15 protein-coding genes and 1 pseudogene are annotated in these 15,989 nt (G+C 66.1%); 8 read left to right on the forward strand and 8 right to left on the reverse strand.

Annotated elements, in window-relative coordinates:
• Nucleotides 1–221 precede the first annotated feature (221 nt).
• The 3 genes from H4W80_RS02445 to H4W80_RS02455 are packed head-to-tail and all read left to right on the forward strand — an operon-like array spanning nt 222 to nt 3,172.
• Complete coding sequence (locus tag H4W80_RS02445; RefSeq protein ID WP_192793224.1) at nt 222–1,682, forward strand: NAD-dependent succinate-semialdehyde dehydrogenase; 1,461 nt, start codon at nt 222–224, stop codon at nt 1,680–1,682.
• The gene (locus H4W80_RS02450; protein WP_192783552.1) at nt 1,679–1,885 is read left to right on the forward strand and encodes a hypothetical protein; all 207 of its coding nucleotides are present in this window, start codon (nt 1,679–1,681) and stop codon (nt 1,883–1,885) included. The genes H4W80_RS02445 and H4W80_RS02450 overlap by 4 nt, the downstream gene beginning before the upstream one ends.
• Before the next feature lie 51 nt (nt 1,886–1,936).
• Nucleotides 1,937–3,172, forward strand: coding sequence for an iron-containing alcohol dehydrogenase (locus H4W80_RS02455; protein ID WP_192783553.1), 1,236 nt, complete (start codon nt 1,937–1,939; stop codon nt 3,170–3,172).
• Between the two features lie 39 nt (nt 3,173–3,211).
• Here the strand turns inward: H4W80_RS02455 and H4W80_RS02460 are convergent.
• Nucleotides 3,212–3,646: pseudogene (locus H4W80_RS02460) on the reverse strand (transposase); the annotation flags it as partial.
• Nucleotides 3,647–3,861: 215 nt separating this feature from the next.
• Between H4W80_RS02460 and H4W80_RS60070 the strand changes: the two are divergent.
• Both H4W80_RS60070 and H4W80_RS64340 read left to right on the forward strand, forming a co-directional pair.
• Nucleotides 3,862–4,266, forward strand: a complete 405-nt coding sequence (locus H4W80_RS60070) for a hypothetical protein (RefSeq protein WP_225966522.1) — start codon at nt 3,862–3,864, stop codon at nt 4,264–4,266.
• A complete protein-coding gene (locus tag H4W80_RS64340; protein WP_420540604.1) occupies nt 4,170–4,481 on the forward strand; it encodes a hypothetical protein in 312 nt (103 codons plus the stop codon). Before H4W80_RS60070 ends, H4W80_RS64340 begins: the two co-directional genes overlap by 97 nt.
• Before the next feature lie 165 nt (nt 4,482–4,646).
• Here the strand turns inward: H4W80_RS64340 and H4W80_RS02470 are convergent, their stop codons facing one another.
• The 3 genes from H4W80_RS02470 to H4W80_RS02480 all read right to left on the reverse strand — a co-directional run bounded on the left by H4W80_RS02470 (nt 4,647) and on the right by H4W80_RS02480 (nt 8,167).
• A complete protein-coding gene (locus H4W80_RS02470; RefSeq protein ID WP_192783554.1) occupies nt 4,647–5,546 on the reverse strand; it encodes a hypothetical protein in 900 nt (299 codons plus the stop codon).
• A gap of 343 nt (nt 5,547–5,889) precedes the next feature.
• Nucleotides 5,890–6,303, reverse strand: a complete 414-nt coding sequence (locus H4W80_RS02475) for a hypothetical protein (protein ID WP_192783555.1) — start codon at nt 6,301–6,303, stop codon at nt 5,890–5,892.
• 586 nt (nt 6,304–6,889) lie between these two features.
• The gene (locus H4W80_RS02480) at nt 6,890–8,167 is read right to left on the reverse strand and encodes an FAD-dependent monooxygenase (RefSeq protein WP_192783556.1); all 1,278 of its coding nucleotides are present in this window, start codon (nt 8,165–8,167) and stop codon (nt 6,890–6,892) included.
• A gap of 923 nt (nt 8,168–9,090) precedes the next feature.
• On the opposite strand from H4W80_RS02480, the gene H4W80_RS02485 reads away from it, so the two are divergent.
• Nucleotides 9,091–10,359, forward strand: a complete 1,269-nt coding sequence (locus H4W80_RS02485) for an IS110 family RNA-guided transposase (protein ID WP_192783557.1) — start codon at nt 9,091–9,093, stop codon at nt 10,357–10,359.
• Here H4W80_RS02485 and H4W80_RS64345 read toward each other — a convergent pair.
• The 3 genes from H4W80_RS64345 to H4W80_RS02495 all read right to left on the reverse strand — a co-directional run bounded on the left by H4W80_RS64345 (nt 10,337) and on the right by H4W80_RS02495 (nt 13,849).
• Nucleotides 10,337–10,558, reverse strand: a complete 222-nt coding sequence (locus H4W80_RS64345) for a transposase family protein (protein WP_378526394.1) — start codon at nt 10,556–10,558, stop codon at nt 10,337–10,339. The two genes, H4W80_RS02485 and H4W80_RS64345, sit on opposite strands and share 23 nt — an antisense overlap.
• A 250-nt stretch (nt 10,559–10,808) precedes the next feature.
• Nucleotides 10,809–12,059 (reverse strand): methylaspartate mutase, encoded by a 1,251-nt coding sequence (locus H4W80_RS02490; protein WP_192793225.1) that lies wholly within the window; start codon nt 12,057–12,059, stop codon nt 10,809–10,811.
• Between the two features lie 2 nt (nt 12,060–12,061).
• Complete coding sequence (locus H4W80_RS02495; RefSeq protein ID WP_192783558.1) at nt 12,062–13,849, reverse strand: cobalamin B12-binding domain-containing protein; 1,788 nt, start codon at nt 13,847–13,849, stop codon at nt 12,062–12,064.
• 1,272 nt (nt 13,850–15,121) lie between these two features.
• Between H4W80_RS02495 and H4W80_RS62390 the strand changes: the two genes are divergently transcribed.
• Nucleotides 15,122–15,244 carry a hypothetical protein gene (locus H4W80_RS62390; RefSeq protein ID WP_264085957.1) on the forward strand — a complete coding sequence of 41 codons (123 nt, stop codon included), beginning with the start codon at nt 15,122–15,124 and terminating at the stop codon, nt 15,242–15,244.
• A gap of 124 nt (nt 15,245–15,368) precedes the next feature.
• Complete coding sequence (locus tag H4W80_RS60080; protein WP_225963202.1) at nt 15,369–15,569, forward strand: hypothetical protein; 201 nt, start codon at nt 15,369–15,371, stop codon at nt 15,567–15,569.
• A gap of 213 nt (nt 15,570–15,782) precedes the next feature.
• Here the strand turns inward: H4W80_RS60080 and H4W80_RS02505 are convergent, their stop codons facing one another.
• On the reverse strand, nt 15,783–15,977 hold the full coding sequence (locus H4W80_RS02505; RefSeq protein WP_192783559.1) for a hypothetical protein: 195 nt from the start codon (nt 15,975–15,977) through the stop codon (nt 15,783–15,785).
• Nucleotides 15,978–15,989: the final 12 nt, after the last annotated feature.

A 15,989-nucleotide genomic window follows, 5' to 3' on the forward strand; every position in this document is an offset into this window, starting at 1 on the left:
TCAATATGCGCCGGCACATGGCAATCGAGCCTCGGCGGACCGTCACCGGTGAGCACGGCCTGACGACGCTGAAGCAGCCATGGCCCGAGAAGGCGCTCGGTGGCGCGAGGCGTCGCCCTGCGGCCAGGGCCAAGAGGTCGCGTGACCCGTTCGTCAACGCGCGTGGCGCGATCGCTGAGGTCACGCCGGACATCACCGAGAACATCACAGGAGGCGACGCAATGAGTGACCCGATGAACGTCCTGGCCCCCGAGCACCGGCGGCTCCGGATCGGCGACGCCTGGCGCGACGCTGCCGGCGGAGCCACCTTTGCCGTCGAGGACCCGGCCACCGGCAAGACCATCGCCGAGGTGGCGGACGCCGACGTCGTTGACGGGCTCGCCGCTCTGGACGCGGCGAGCAAGGCAATGGCGGAGTGGGCGGCGACCCCACCGCGAAAACGGTCGGAGTTGCTGACCGCGACGTACCGGGTACTGACCGAGCGATCCGAGGAGGTCGCCCGGCTGATAACGCTCGAGATGGGCAAGCCGCTCGCGGAGGCTCGCGGAGAGGTGGCCTACGGCGCCGAGTTCTTCCGCTGGTTCGCCGAGGAGGCGGTGCGCGTCGAGGGGCGCTACAACACCGCTCCCGCTGGTGGATATCGCATCCTCACCGTGCCGAGGCCGGTCGGACCGTGCGTCTTCGTGACACCATGGAACTTTCCGCTGGCCATGGGCGCCCGCAAGATCGCTCCTGCGCTGGCGGCGGGCTGTACGACGATCACCAAGCCGGCGGCCCAGACGCCACTCACCATGCTGTTCCTGGCCCGCATCATGGAGGAGGCCGGCGTTCCTCCGGGCGTCGTCAACGTCGTGACGACCAAGCGTGCCGGCGAGGTGGTCTCGGCACTGCTGGCCGACCGTCGGACCCGCAAGCTTTCGTTCACCGGGTCGACCGAGGTCGGGCGCGTGCTGCTCCGGCAGGCGGCGGACAACGTGCTGCGCGCCTCCATGGAACTGGGCGGCAACGCGGCCTTGATCGTGTGTGCCGACGCGGACCTGGACGTCGCGCTCGACGGTGCCATGGTGGCCAAGATGCGCAACCTCGGGGAGTCCTGCATCGCGGCCAACCGAATCTACGTCGAGGAGCCGGTGCGCGAGGAGTTCACGGCACGCTTCGCCAAGCGGATGGGCGCGCTCTCGGTGGGCCATGGTCTGGACGACGGCGTGGACGTCGGGGCGCTGATCGACGAGGCCTCGGTCACCAAGATCGACGAGCTCGTCGCCGACGCGGTCGATCGCGGAGCCCGTGTCCTGGTGGGCGGCGAGCGCCCGGATGGGCCGGGCCACTTCTACCCGCCCACGGTCCTCGTCGACGTGCCCGACGACGCGCGGATGCTGGAGGCGGAAATCTTCGGCCCGGTGGCCCCGATCATCTCGTTCACGTCCGACGATGAGGTGATCGCGAAGGCCAACGACACCGAGCACGGCCTGGCCGGATACGTCTTCACCCGTGACCTCCAGCGGGCGCTCCGGTTCGCCGAGGGGCTGGAGACGGGGATGCTCGGCATCAACCGTGGTCTGATCTCGGACCCGTCAGCTCCGTTCGGAGGGGTGAAGCAGTCCGGGATCGGCAAGGAGGGGTCGCACGAGGGCATCCTCGAGTATCTCGACGTCACCTACGCGGCGATCGACCTACCGTGACCGGCCTGCTGCTCCGGGCGCCCGCCGGGGATCACCGCGCCCTGCGCGCACATGACCTGACCGGTCTCCACCGGTGGAGCGGGACCCTGACCATGGCCGGCACGGACCCGCCGGCACCCCGGGACGCCGCCGACTCCGCCGGCGTGCGCGCCCGCGCCACCCGGCAGCCCACCTTGCCGACGCCGTCCCGGTCTCGCAGGTGACCCGGACGTCCGCCCGGCAAATCACCGCCGACGTTCCAGAGAGGCACTGACATGCTTGAGACCGTCCGCGGACCACGCCAGCTGATAGTGGGCGAAGGGGTCGCGCAGAACATCCCACGAGTGGTGGCCGAGTGCGGCTCGCGAGTCCTCATCGTGACCGACCGGGTCCTGCTGGGGCAGCCGGGCGTGGCCGAGATCGTGGCCGCCGTACGGGAGAAGGTCGAAGTCGTCGGGGTGTTCGCCGACGCGACTCCGGACGTGCCACTCACCGATGTCGCCCTGGCCGTCTCGGCCGCCGCAGAGGTGGACGCCGACGTCATCCTCGCCATCGGAGGCGGCACGGTGATCGACCTCGCCAAAATCGTCGGCGTCATCCGGTGCCACGGCGGGACGCCGCGCGACTTCTACGGGGAGTCGAAGGTGCCGGGGCCGACGACGCCTCTCGTCGCGGTGCCGACGACATCAGGCACCGGCTCCGAGCTCACGCCCGTCTCGGTGCTGACCGACCCGGACCGCGAGCTTAAGGTCGGGGTCTCCAGCGTCCACATCGTGCCCGACTTCGCCATCGTCGACCCCGAGCTCACCTACACCTGCCCTGCGACCGTCACTGCCCACTCCGGCATCGACGCGTTCTGTCACGCGGTGGAGAGCTACACCGCGCGACCCCGGGCCCACGGACCGCGCGACCCGGTGGAACAGGTCTTCCTCGGCCGCAACCCGATCACCGACCACTACGCGCTCCTGGCCGCGGAGCGGATCGCCCGCAGCTTGCCCCATGTCGTCAGGGACGGAGGCGACAAGGACGCGCGCGCGGACATGTCCTATGGGTCCATGCTGGCCGGGCTCGCGTTTTCCCACGCAGGCAACGCGGCTCCGCACGCGCTCCAGTATCCCATCGGCGCGGCCACCCACACACCGCACGGCCTGGGCGTCGGGCTGCTGCTGCCCTACGCGCTGGACGCGGCCAGGGACGCTATCGGCGACCGGTTGGCCATCCTCGCCCGGGTGTGCGGGCTCGACGTGACCGACGCCTCGGATGCCGAGGCCGCGGATACGTTCCTCACCTGGCTCGACGGGCTCCTTGCCGACATCGGCATCCCTGCTACCTTGGCGGACATCGGCGTGACACGCGCCGACCTCCCACGCTTCGCGGAGATGGCCAGCGGCGTCACCCGCTTGATCCAGAACCATCCAGGCCCGACCGACACCGCCAGCCTGACCGCTATCCTCGAAGCGGCCTGGCTCGGGGACCGGACCCGACTTTTCCTGACTCCGAAGCAGAGATAGTGGCTCTGGCCCGTAATCGATGGTGGCGGTAAGTGACTGTCACGGCAGCAGGATGCGGTGGCGTAACAGATCGAACCCGGCGCGGCCGTGCATCTGGCGCATGATCCTCTTCGTGCGGGTGTTGACGCCTTCGGTGCGGCCATTGTGGTACGGGAGGGTGAGGGCGGCGTTTACGGCGGCGCGGTCAAGCTCGATGCCGTTGGCGAAGCCGTGCAGGTGAGGCAGGTCGGCGACGCGGATGGTGGTGATCCAGGTGGTGAGCTCTTGCACCAGCCGGGTGTCGCTATCACGGAGTCGGCCGGGGTGAGTGAGCAGCAGACGTGTCAGGCGGCGCGGGGTGGTGACGGGCCGTTCTCCTTCGGCTCGACCTTGAGTGATATAGCGGTAGAGCAGGTTGAGACTGCCGGTGCAGCCGAGCTCCTTGCTCTCCCGGAACAGCTGCTGAACGGGCACGGCGGGGTCGGTGGCGCGTCGCTCGTCGATGGCCTGCGACCACACGGTGTGCCACCCCGTCATGCCGAAAAGGACATCGCTCCTGTCCACGGAAGGTCGCCTGTTCCGGCACACGACGATCAGGCCAAGGACCACCACTTCGAGCCTTCGGTACAGGCGGGGGACGTTCTCACCCGACTGCCAGGCGCTGATGGTTAGGAGAGACCTCCCACACTTCCCCGGGATGGCGCAGGCTGTTGGCCCCCAGGGCCCAGCCCTGCGACGAGCTGGCCCGCGCCGCCGGGCTGGGCTGCGATGACGGCATTGTCGTGGACGCCCGCTCCCTAGCCTCCGACAACCGCACCATCGCCATAGGTGACTGCGCGAACCTGCCCGACCCGTCCCCGTGGTCGGGCGACGCTTCACGGTTGCGGCTGGAGAGCGTCGACAACGCCGTCGAGCAGGCCACCTCGGCCGCCGCCACGCTGGTCGGCCTGGATCGCCCTACCGGGGCGTCCCCTGGTTCTGGTCCGACCAAGGAAGGCTCAAGCTGCAGATCGCCGGGCTGGCCCGCCCGGACGACGAGGCCGTCCTGCGCCCCGGTCGGCGCCCGGGGCAGCACACGGCGCTGCGCTGCCGAGCTGGTGGGCCGGTCGGTGTAGGGGTTGGCGAAGTGGACCCAGTTCGTGATGCCCTTGCCGGGCGGGTGCTGGTCCGGGGACGTGCCCGCCTCTCTGACCTGCTGGTTCCACGTCCGTGTGGCCTGAGGCGCTGGACGGCCGCGGCCTGGTTCTCGTCGGGTGAAGGCGGCGCGGAGGCGCGGGGCCGGGTGGGCGTCCTCCTTCGAGTGGCGGAAGAGCTGGGCTGGGCCGGGTGACAGGGACCGGTGACCAGGTACAGGTCCCGCTGCCGGGCTCGGCGCCCTCCGCGCTGCCTTCTCATCTGGTAAAAGACCTGGGTGAAGAGCCGAGTTAAGGCATCGGGGCCAGCGAATTTTGTGCAGTCTTTGCTGGGTGCTCGCCGCTGGCGCCCGACGTGATCGCTACAGGTCGCGGGATAGTTCGCCGCGCTGGAGTGCCTGGTAGAGGGCGTTTTCAGCGCGTTGGCGTCGCCTGAGCGCAGTGCAGTAGAGCAGGCCGCGGCGGCGGCAGTAGGAGCTGAGCGGGATGCCCTCCAGCCGGGTGGAGGCGCTGAGCTCGGCCTCCTCATTGGTGAGGATCTGTTGGGCAACGGCCTTGTTGAGGAGCAGGTCAGGGTGGCCGGCCGGGTAGGCGAGCGTCTGCTGACCGCTGTCGGCCCGGTCGGTGAGATCTGGGTCGGCCAGCAGAGTGGGCTGGTCGGTGACGTGGGTGCGGACGACGGCGATGTGGGTCGGCCGCGACAGTCGCAGCACCGGGTGCGACCAGGCCAGGTTCACCCGGCAGATGGCTTCCATGTAGGCCGTCAGGACCTCGGCCTCCAGGTCCTCGCGATCGAGCCGCTCGGCCGGGATCTTGCTGGCGAGGGTGCTGATGAGGCGGCGGAGCATCGGGATCGCCAGGGCGACGGCGGCGACCATCCATGCTCCTCGATGGGTGCGGGCCTGGTCGATGAGGTGTCGCCACACATGGTCGCGGGTGGTGCGTGAGCAGGACGGATGCAGCAGCATCTCTCGCAGCTCGTTCAGCGGGATGGGCCGTGCCGGAAGCCCGTGCCCGAGCTGCGCGCCGTCGACCGACAGCGGGGCAGGGCCGCGCATGAGGAGGGTGAAGGCGTGTTCGGCCACGTCCAGCGGCAGGGAGCCGTCCTGGCGGCGTGGGCTGTCGCCGAGGCGGTCGGGCGCCTGGCTGGGTTGGGCGTTGTCCGCTTCGAGGGCGACAGTGGACAACGGTTCGACCGGGTCGGTGATGGTCGTGCTCGTGATGGCCGCATCGGCGGAGAGGCGGATCAAGGGGTGGGACATAGCGACGCTCCCGATAAGGCGTGTTCGTTTCGGACGTCGCTAGGTCGCCATAGCGCCCGGGCAGGAAGCGGGCAGGAAATGATCAGACATCGGACACGGCAAAGATCACACCATGCTTGGATCATGCGTCGGAAACGATGATGACCTGCGGAAACGTTGGCCTGCTGGACCGATGTCCGTCGGATGGCAGGGAGACGAGATCCATGACACTGCGCACGGAAAGCTGCCGTGAGCTGCGGTAACGGGATGAAGCTGAAAGTGTCAGGTCAAGCTTGTGTCAACGCGGTGGACGAGGCCTGGACCGTTGGATCGCCGCCGCCGAGATGGGTCTGCGGCGGGTTACTCAGAGGTCCGCGCCGGGGCCGGGCGGACGGGTGGGGAGGGGGATGGGCGCGCTGGTGCGGAGCATGCGGGCCTCGGCTTGCGCTCGGGCAAGGACGGCCGAGACAGCATCGGCTGAACGGCGAGCCGCCAGTTCCCGGACCTCTTGGGGCGGGTCGCGCTCATCGATGACGATGACCGTCCCGTCGTCGGCGACATGGGTACGAACCCGCCAGCCGAGCTGACCTCCCGCCGCCCTCGCGGCCCGTCGGACCTCGGCCACATCACCCAACTCGGCCATTGCGTCGCGGGCGAGAATGAGCTGGCCGTAGAAGCCGCGATACTCCGGCTTGAGGCAGGCGACCATCATCGCCTTGACCTGGTCGACGAGCTTGGCGAAGCGGCGTTCGGCCAGTTCGTCCTTCCGGTTCGGCATGCAGATCGCCTCCCGGCTGACACGTCGTGGTGTGCTGTCTTCTCAGGGTAGGTCGCACCAGGCAACGGTGCTTGGTTGTTCTGCCGCAGCGAAGGTTGAGCGATTCTCATCGAAGTTTGAGTGATCGTGGCTCGGCTGCTGCTCCCTCATCTACCTTCTGGCGTTGCTTTCGGCGTTCTCGGTAGGCCCATACTCGGCACGCGTCCAAGCACCAGAGCTGAGGCAGACCGCCGGCGAAACCCCGGCCGCCCTTGGCCCAGCGGAACCCCGCACAGGCGGCACATGATCGAACCGGGTCCTCCAGCCGTCGCCTAACCAGGTCCGCAGTTGCCGCCCGCCATCGAAGAGGTCCAGGTCAAAGGCGCTGAGCGCGGGATCGCCCTACGCACGTGCCGGTTCCTCACCGTCTCTCCTGGAACTCAACTGTCCGTTCTCATCCATCGTGTAGGCAGCCATGTCGGCGAGCTGGGCACCGTCAACTGCCTTGAGACAAGACGGGCGAGCAAACGCGCACTCGCGGCATGAGCGGAGGTCGTCCGGCGGTGTCCAACCGAAGCGTGGTCCCTCTCGACACGTTAGGTGAAACCTACGACTTGGCCGACGAGATCATCGGTAGTCCGGCCGACGCCCCGGAGTCCGGCACCCCTGCGTAGTCGGGCAGCTCGACGCCGTTGATCGCACGCTCGACCAGTTCGGTGAACCATTCGCTGGCGAAATCGGGGCGCGGCTCGGCGTCCGGCCCGGGGACCTGGAGGCTGTGTACGTGCAACCGGCCGATCTCCTGGTTGGCCTCCACGAACGAGCGCATCCGAGCCTCGTAGCCGGCGAACCCGGCCTCCGGGTCCCACCCGGCGGCGGCCAGCTCTCCGGCCAGCAGGTAGGCGCCGACCAGGGCCAGCCCGGTGCCCGCCCCGGACATCGGCGACGCGCTGAACGCCGCGTCCCCGAGCAGCCCCACCCGTCCGCTCGACCAGCGGTCCATCACCACCTGAGCGACCTGGTCCAGATAGAAGTCCGGGGTGTCGTCCACGTGCGCGAGGATGCGCTGGGTCAACCAGCCGAAACCGTCCATCCGCTCGCGCAGCAGGCGCTTCTGCGCCGCGACGTCGCGGTAGTCGACGTCGAAGTCGGCCGCGGGGAAGGAGAACATGGCCATCGCCCGGGTGGTGTCCGGGATGGGCCGCAGGCCGGCGGACCGTCCGGCCTCCTGATAGTCGATCATCCAGCGGTCCACTCCGAACTCGTTGGGCACGCTGTAGAAGGCCAGCACGAGCCCGAGATGGCGGATGAAGTGCTCGCGCGGCCCGAAGACCATCGCTCGCAACTGCGAGTGCAGCCCGTCGGCCCCGATCACCAGGTCGAAGCGCCGCCGGTCGCCGCCGGCGAAGACCACGTCAACCCCGTCCGCGTCCTGGCTGAGCTCGGCGATCCGGTCACCGAAGACGTACTCGACACCGTCCCGGGTGTCGTCGTAGAGCACCTGGGACAGGTCCCCGCGCAGGATCTCGATATCCGCGATGAACCCGTCGCCACCGTTGTCCTCGGCACGGAAGGTCTCCAGCACTTGCCCGTCCGCGTCCACGGTGTGCGCGCCGGCGGTGTCGGTGCACGCCGCGCGCACCGCCGCGTCCAGCCCCATGCGCCCGATGACCTCCTTGGCGACCCCTCGCGCGTCCACCGCCTGCCCGCCGGGACGCAGCTGGGGAGCCCGCTCCACCACGGTCACCTCGGCCCCCCGCCGGCGCAGCCAGTGGGCCAGCGCGGGTCCCGCGATGCTCGCCCCCGCCACCAACACCCTGGGACCGTTCACCCGCTGCTCGCCAGTCCGGATGGTGTGCTCCTGCTTGGAGTCGTCGACGCTCATCACTGCCTCCATGTGCTTCCTCCCGTGCTGGACGTTCCCAGCACAGGCCCACCGCTGTCGGTGTGTCCAGCCGTATCGACCACGGAGCCGCACAAAACTCATCGGCACGACCGAAATCGCGTCCGCGCTCCCGCAAACACCCTGAACTTGGCATGTGCGTGCGACGGGCATGGTCATGATCGCCCCGGCCTCGGCAGACATTGATGACGCTCACATCAGCCCAGACTGGTGCAAACCAGGCGAACCAGGCCGCCAGCTAGGCCGCCTCCTGGGAATTCGCCAGATCTGCGCGCAACACAGTGAGACGCTGAAAAGACCAGTGAGAACGGACATCAAGCCCCAGCAGCCACTCAACCTTCGGTGAGACACCGTAGTCGTGATCAACCTTCGATGACAATGCTCAGTCTTCGCTGCGACAGAACATCGGTCACCGTGATGAGCCCGGTGACGGAGGTTGCTCGGAACGTGCACGAAAAGGCTGTGACCTGCGAAAACAAGCTTCGTTGGCGAAGTGTCGGAGGAAGGAGGTGGGGGAGTGTGATCTGGCGAGCGCCTGCCCGGCACGGTCGCCGACAGCCTGCGGACCATCCGCCAGGAGCGTCGGGGGGACGGGCGCCTGGAGTCGAGTCGGGCCTTGCCGAACCTTTACGTGATGGGTTCTCTCAACTTGGGTCTTGCGGCAGGTATTTGGATTAGTCCTCGATCTCCCTGCGGGAGAGCCCGTTCCGGGCTGAAAATCGGGGGTGGTTGCTCGCCGACGTCGTTTGCTTCTTGGTCCGGGTTGAGGCCGTGGATTAGTCGGACGCCGAGAGTCGCGCTATGGGCCCTTCGCTGTGCTTCAAGCACGCGGATCAGCTTCGTCTTTCCCTTGCGGCTCTTGCGGGCAGCTCGTGCAGGGTGGTTGGAGGCGGTGGGACGCCGTGATGCTGGAGGAGACGCAAGACACCGAGGAGATCATCGAGCGGATCGCAGCGCTGGACGTCGGGAAGGCCGAGCTGGTCTGCTGCGTCCGGCTGCCGAGCGAGGATCGGCCGGGCAAGCGGCTGCAGGAGGTCTCAACGCACACGACCATGACGCGTTCGGTCTTATCGCCGGCCGATCGGCTGCGCTGTCTGGGCGTGACCCGGGTGGTGATGGAGGCGACCAGCGATTATTGGAAGCCGATCTTCTACGTCCTGGAAGCGGCCGGCTTTGAGACCTGGCTGGTCAACGCCCGCGACGTCAAGCATCTGCCCGGGCGTCCCAAGACCGATCGGCTGGATGCGATCTGGTTGTGCAAGGTCGCCGAACGGCAGATGATCCGCCCGAGCTTCGTCCCCCCGCCGCGGATCCGAGAGATGCGGCATCTGGCTCGCTACCGCTGCGACCTGGTGGCGATGCGCACAGCGGAGAAGAACCGGACGGAGAAGCTGCTGGAGGACGCACAGATCAAGTCGTCGGTGGTGGCCTCCGACACCTTCGGCGTGTCCGGCCGCGCCATGATGGCCGCGCTGATCGCCGGAGAGCGCAATCCCACCGTGCTCGCCCAGATGGCACGCGCCAGCATGCGCACCAAGATCAGCGCGCTAGAGGAGGCCTTCACCGGCCGCTTCACCGACCACCACGCGTTCCTGCTCGCCAAGATGCTGGCCCGCGTAGATCAGCTCAACCGGGATATCGCCGAGGTCGATGCCAAGATCGAGGAGCTGGTTGCCCCTTTCGCGGTGGCGGTGGAGCGGCTGGATGAGATTCCCGGCATCGGCCGCACCGCCGCCTCGTTGATCCTTGCCGAGATCGGTCTGGACATGACTCGCTTCCCGACCGCCGGCCATCTGGCCTCCTGGGCACGTTTCGCCCCCACGATGAAGGAATCGGCCGGCAAGAAGAAGGGTCGTAACGCCACCGGCCACGGCAATCCCTACCTCGCTCGTGTCCTGGGCGAAGCCGCCGTCTCGGCCGGCAAGACCAACACTTTCCTCGGCGAACGCTACCGGCGCATCGCCCGACGCCGCGGTAAGAAGAGGGCCATCGTGGCCGTCGGCCGGTCGATTCTCACCATTGTCTGGCACCTGCTATCCGACCCCGACGCCCACTTCATCGACCTGGGCGCGGACTTCTACGACACCCGGATCGGTCCCGAACGCAAGAAGCGCACCCACATCCGCCAACTCGAAGCCCTCGGTCACCGGGTCATCCTCGAACCAGCCGCCTGACCGGCTGATCTGATCGCCAACCCTGCCGTGCCACCTTGCGCCAGGGTACAGTGCCGCCTGCTCGGTTACTGTCCGACTTTCGGATCAGCAGGTGGATCAAGGTTCCCTGGCCCCCGATGGCGGCATCGCACAGCCGCCGTTCGTATCGGCTGTGCACTCTCTCCGACACCCCACCGCACGCGGGACATGCCGAGTCCACAGGAAGATCACGGAATGTGTGCCAGACCCAGAATTCGGCCGTCGTTGACAGACATTACGGGCAAACCGCGGAGCCGCTTACACGGCACAGCCCAGTGGAGAATCGAGGTTGGCCACCCAAAAGACGTGATCACACTTATCTAGTCGGCATGGGGATAGGGTGGCACAATTTCCGGCTGCGGCGTCCGTGGTGTGTGGAATCCGGCGCCTGGCATTGCCCGCCCACGCGAGCTCATTGGTGTGGTCTCGGCTCAGTTCGCGATAGGGTCCTCGTCGTATCGGCGACGTATGAAGCCGAGCATCTCCTGCAATTCGGTGGCGCCGATCCGCCGTCCGTGGGCTTGTGTCGACGTCACCGGCATCCGGCCGGCATAGGCCCACGTGAGAAGGCCATCATGGGATATTTCCGTACGAGCGTGATTGGCATTGTCGGGATGGAGGCAGAAAGGGATGTCGAGGATCCCTGACTTGAAGGCTCTCAAGATGGCCGAGGGGACGGTGGGAGCTAGCCCCAGGACTGCTTCCAGCATCGCCTCAGCTTCGCTGAGTATCTCCTTCTCCAACACCTCGGAAAGCCCGTCATCCAGCGTCGGGTATGACCCCGGTGGCTGTTCGCCGGCAAGTTTGAGGGCGGCTATATTGTCACTGACGAGAGGTATTCTGAAAGCTTCAGAAACGGTCTTCACAACGAGCCGATCGGCTCCTGCCTGGCGCGCCAGGCGGGCGCTGTCGATAATTAGCCGACGAGCTCCCTCGGCGCTTTGTGGAAAAACGCCCATGTAGGTGTAGATCACGAAGTGGATATCCATCTCTGGGAGGAATGCCGTCGTGAGCCGGCGAAGCGCACGGATGGCCGCGATGTCCTGGCAGGGATTGATCTGCTGTGCGTAGCTCAAAGAAAGGCTGCGGATCCCATAAGAGGTTGCGAACAGTCCTTCGAGAATGTTCAGAGCCACCAGCAGCGACGGTGGGCACAACTGACCGAGCATGCAGCCGGCGAATGATTCGAGATGCACCTCCGTCGGGCACGAGGCGAGCAGTTCACTCGCTCGCGCCCATTCCGCGACCGCCGTGTTCAGCGGAGTCCGGCCATAAGGGAAGCAGTAGGAGATGGGGCCGCCCTCCGTCGCGTGGATGCCGGCCTCGAGCATCGACGCGAAGATGTCGACAGGAGTTGGAGAGCCATGCCGCAATTGCACGGGGAAATCCGGACGCAACGATGCCAGCAGGCTGGAGGTCCGGACAGGGCCATGTGCAAGAAGCGGATACCCGTTGAGCGACCGGCCGTTGCGCACCGCATCGTGCGCCGCCTCGTACTGCCCGGTCCGCGTATAGCTGTCGAGCGTGATCGTCCCGACCGTATACGGCAGCGCCGCGACGGCCTGCAGCCCCGCCCGCATCTTGTCGACGTCGGAAAAGCCCATACGCGGCTGCACGACGAGGTGACCGGACCCTCTGGCATCGCGAACCGTTCGCGAGAAGAGATTACGGACGTCGGTCATGGTCACTCTCGCGTGGTGAGGGCGTGGTGGTGAGCGTTCTCGAAGCGGCGGAGGAACTCGTCTAACAGGTTGATGGAGTCCGGGGTGTCGAAAACCGCGTCGTAACCAACACGCAGCAGCTCCTGTGTCTGGTCGGGGGGGAGAGGCCCGGCCACGCCCAACTTTCCGCCTATGACCACTTGGAGGCCGGCAAGTCCAGGGACCCGGCGAATGGCGCGAATGCAGGAAGGTGCCTCTATGACACCGTGACCGTTGACGGTGCTTAGGACGAGCAAGCTCGCATGCTCGGCCGAGCAGCTTTCGATGATCTCCTCCACAGGAGTGCAGGGTCCCAAGTTCGTCACCCGGTGACCGCGTTCCTCGAGCAAGAGTTGGAGATACATCAAATTCCAGGTGTGCGCGTCGGACGAAATCGTCGCGACGACAGTGCTCAGAGCGCGACTGACCACGGCGTCCGGCAGTGACCTCGCCGTTCCTGTTTCCACGTTGGTTTGCTCCTTCAAGACCACGGCGACACGGCGCGCTCGAATCACCGCAGGGGAACGAATGGCCCGCCATCGTCCGGGGTTCAGGCCCCATAAGGAGATGGGCGCCCGGCGCGGTGACGCAAGGTGCCTCAGAACACCGCGGAGTTCATCGCCGCGAACAGCTGCTCGGCCTGTTCGGAGAGCTGGGTCGCTTCGGGTAGGTTGCGCGCGCTGCCACGCAGTGCGCGATGTCTCCCACGTATGGCTCGAGGGCGGTCGTGAGAATGGGGCTCTTCTGCTTCTCTTGGTCGCAGACCAGGTCGGCTTCCCGCACTGCTGAAAGGGTCTCCGCGAACTAGGGAACCTTCCAGGTCGTCCTCTCCAGGATGATCCGATCGTGCTCGTACCGGCTGCCAATGATCTTCTTGCGGTGATCTCATAGATATATCTCGAGCCGCTGGTGCGTCCGTTGCACTCGGTGAGAAGGAATTGTCCTTCGGGAGTCACGATCGCGTCGGAGCTGAAATAGTCTCGATGTCCCATGGAATGGACCATCCGCGCCAGGCTGTAGCCGCACTCCACCATGCGTTCGGTGAGTTCAGGCGATTGGAACGGAAGATGCATGATTTCACCGACGCAATGAGGCGCGTATAACATTTCCCCGGCCCCGCGCAGCTCGGGCTCGTCCTCCCCGATGAAGAACTCGGCGAACACGGAGGCCCTGTCGGGATGATGTTCCTCGACCACGATCCGGATCTTGCCCTTCGCCGTGAGAGCGCCCCACCGATTGGCAATATATTCGCGCACGTGGTCTTCGTCCGTGACGACAACCATCTCCCTCGCCTTACGGGGATATATCCCCTGATACGGGCTCAGCAGGTGGTTGCCGCTGCCAGACGCAAGATATTCCTGCTTCAGTATGAGCGGCACCCCGTCAGCGATCAGTCGCAACGCGGAGCCGGTGGTGGACTGGAGGTTCGTGTGAACCGAATCTCGGGCGATGGGCATGCCGACGGTGGCGGCAAGGGCGCGGAACACGGCCTCGCTGTTGGTGAGCAACTCTCCCTCTCGGTGGAAGAATTCGTGCCCCGCCAGCCGATCTTCGATCCCCAGCAATTCCGCCAGCGCCACCACGGACGGATCGGGCCAGAGCACGACGATCTCCTCGATGCCGTCGCCCACGACCGCCGCGCGTATTTCTTCGTGGAGGTCGCCGTCCTCGGCGAACCAGAACAGGCGTTGCCTGCGATTATGCACAAGCGTCTTGCCGTGATTTCCGATGATGTCCTCATTGAGAATGCTGGCAACGAGCAGTCTGGCCAAAGGGTCCTCCTGTTTCCGGCGCCGGCGATGGGGTGGTCGGTCACTTTGGCGAAGACAGTCCAGGCGGATATCCGCGACGCATGTGCTCGCTGAGCAGGACTCGGCTTCGCCGCTCCGGCGCTTGCCGAAGGTCCTGCCGCTCACAGGTCGTGGGCGTGCGAGTTTAGACAGCCTATAGACTCTCGCCTGTCGTGAACCAGCCGTTCAACGAGTAGCGCTGCCCGCGGGGACGGCAGTTACCTCGTGGCGCCGCGCGGCGGGGAACGCGACAAGAAGTCCTGCCTCGCCCTGCATTTCGATCTGCCGGTCCAGGAATCTCAGGACACCACCGTCATAGTCGTCGTGCGCGTTGGGAAGACCACCGCGCGGAGACCCGGCGAAGACGTATCTTGTCCGGCAGGTCCGGCTCGGGGCCGGTGTCTTCGTGCGGGCCGAAGAAGTGGCTTTCGTCGTACCATCGGAAGTGCGGCGGCTGATACTCGGTCAAAGGGTGGCCGAAGTGGCTGACCGGGTGCGGCACAAGGGTGTCGAGGCGGCTGTTCACCTCGCTCTTCGTCTCGGCGGAGACGTCAGCTCGCTTCGTCTTCCGAGGTTGCACATCGGTTGTTGGGCCTCCTTGGCCGCCACGATTCACAGCCGCCGCCTTAACGGTGCGCGGTCCACTTCGTCGCGCAACCAGACGCACAGCTCAGGCTCCAGGACGTTCTTGTCGATGAAGAGCTCTTGGTTGTCTACCGCGTGATGTGCCTTACGCGGCATCGCTCCTTCTGGCGACATCGACATCGCCGCGTGCCCCCATGACTTTTTGGGGCATGCGGTTTATCGTGCGTGCCGAGCACTCTTCTTGAGAAGGTGTTCGCAGCAATCCGATGTGGAGGTGGAGTGAGACGTCGGCGTGTCGCCGACTGCGTTCTCGCCGCCGTTTTGACTTGGGTCTGGAGGTGATCTGGGTAAACTGCAAAGTGTGTTCGGTCCGTTGGATGGCGTCGGCCTCGACTTTCTTACCCGAGATCGCGAAACAACCCAAGGCATTGCGACCGTGGCTTCTGCGCTGCTTGAAGACATCGTCCCCCGGCTTGACGCTGATTCTGACCTGAGACTGGATACACGGGGTGGAATTGGGTGTGACGGCCGTGGAATGAGGTAGGGTGCCCTCGGAGGTGGGAGGACGGGAGTTCTCTACGCTTCCAACCGTCGCAGTCAAAGGACACCTCTGAAGCGCGATTCTCCCACACCGCGGGCAAGACTCACGCGATCTTCGACGATGAGCATGTGATCTCCTATGGCGGGCCGGCTCCGGCGCTGCTGCTGGCCGAGCGGGCGGGCCTGGATCGCCTGGTCGGCGAGTACGTGGCCCTGACCGCCGCAGAGGGCGGAACCTGTCAAACCTGGTGAGACGTCAGGCTACTTGCGTGCTTTGTAGCGTGGTGCCGGTTTCGGGTGTCGCGGGTGGCTGGTTGATCCACATCTTGGCAGGCAGCAGCGGCGGGTGGGGTCGCCGGCCGCGGAACCGTTCCGGATGCGTCTGGAAGGCCGCGTGGAGGGTGGCGATCCGGCGGGCCTGGATGTGCACGGCAGTGCCGTCATGCACCGAGGCGGGCGTGTGCATCGCAATCCCGGAATGACAATGCTCGTGATTGTCGTAGTGGAAGAACTGGCCGCAGAAACGTTGGCGTCTTCGATGGAGCCGAACCGGCCGGGAATGCCGGACAATATTTGAGGGTTTTGAACTGCGCTTCGGAGTAGGGGCTGTCGTTGGACACGTGCGGGCGGGAATACGATGGGTCGATGCCGAGGAACGCGAGCAGGCTTGTGACGGTATTGGAGGTCATCGGCGTACCGCGGTCGGCGTGGATGGAGCGGGGCGCGACCGCGTGATTGGCGGCGATGGCATTTTGAATGATTCTTTGGCCAGGATGCCGTTCTCGGTGGGTCAGAGCTCCCAGTGGACGACTTCACGGGAGAAGATGTCGATGATGACGTACAGCAGGTAGTAGACGCCCCGCACTGGGCCTTTCAGTTTGTGATGGCTGGCCCAGGACCACACGAGGTTGGGGCGGTCGGCCTCCAGTTCGGGTTTGCTGCTCGGCGGGCGGGCGGTGCACCGTGGCCTGGGATTCCCGAACACCGCGCACGTTTT

The organism is Nonomuraea angiospora (assembly GCF_014873145.1).
Classification (GTDB): domain Bacteria; phylum Actinomycetota; class Actinomycetes; order Streptosporangiales; family Streptosporangiaceae; genus Nonomuraea; species Nonomuraea angiospora.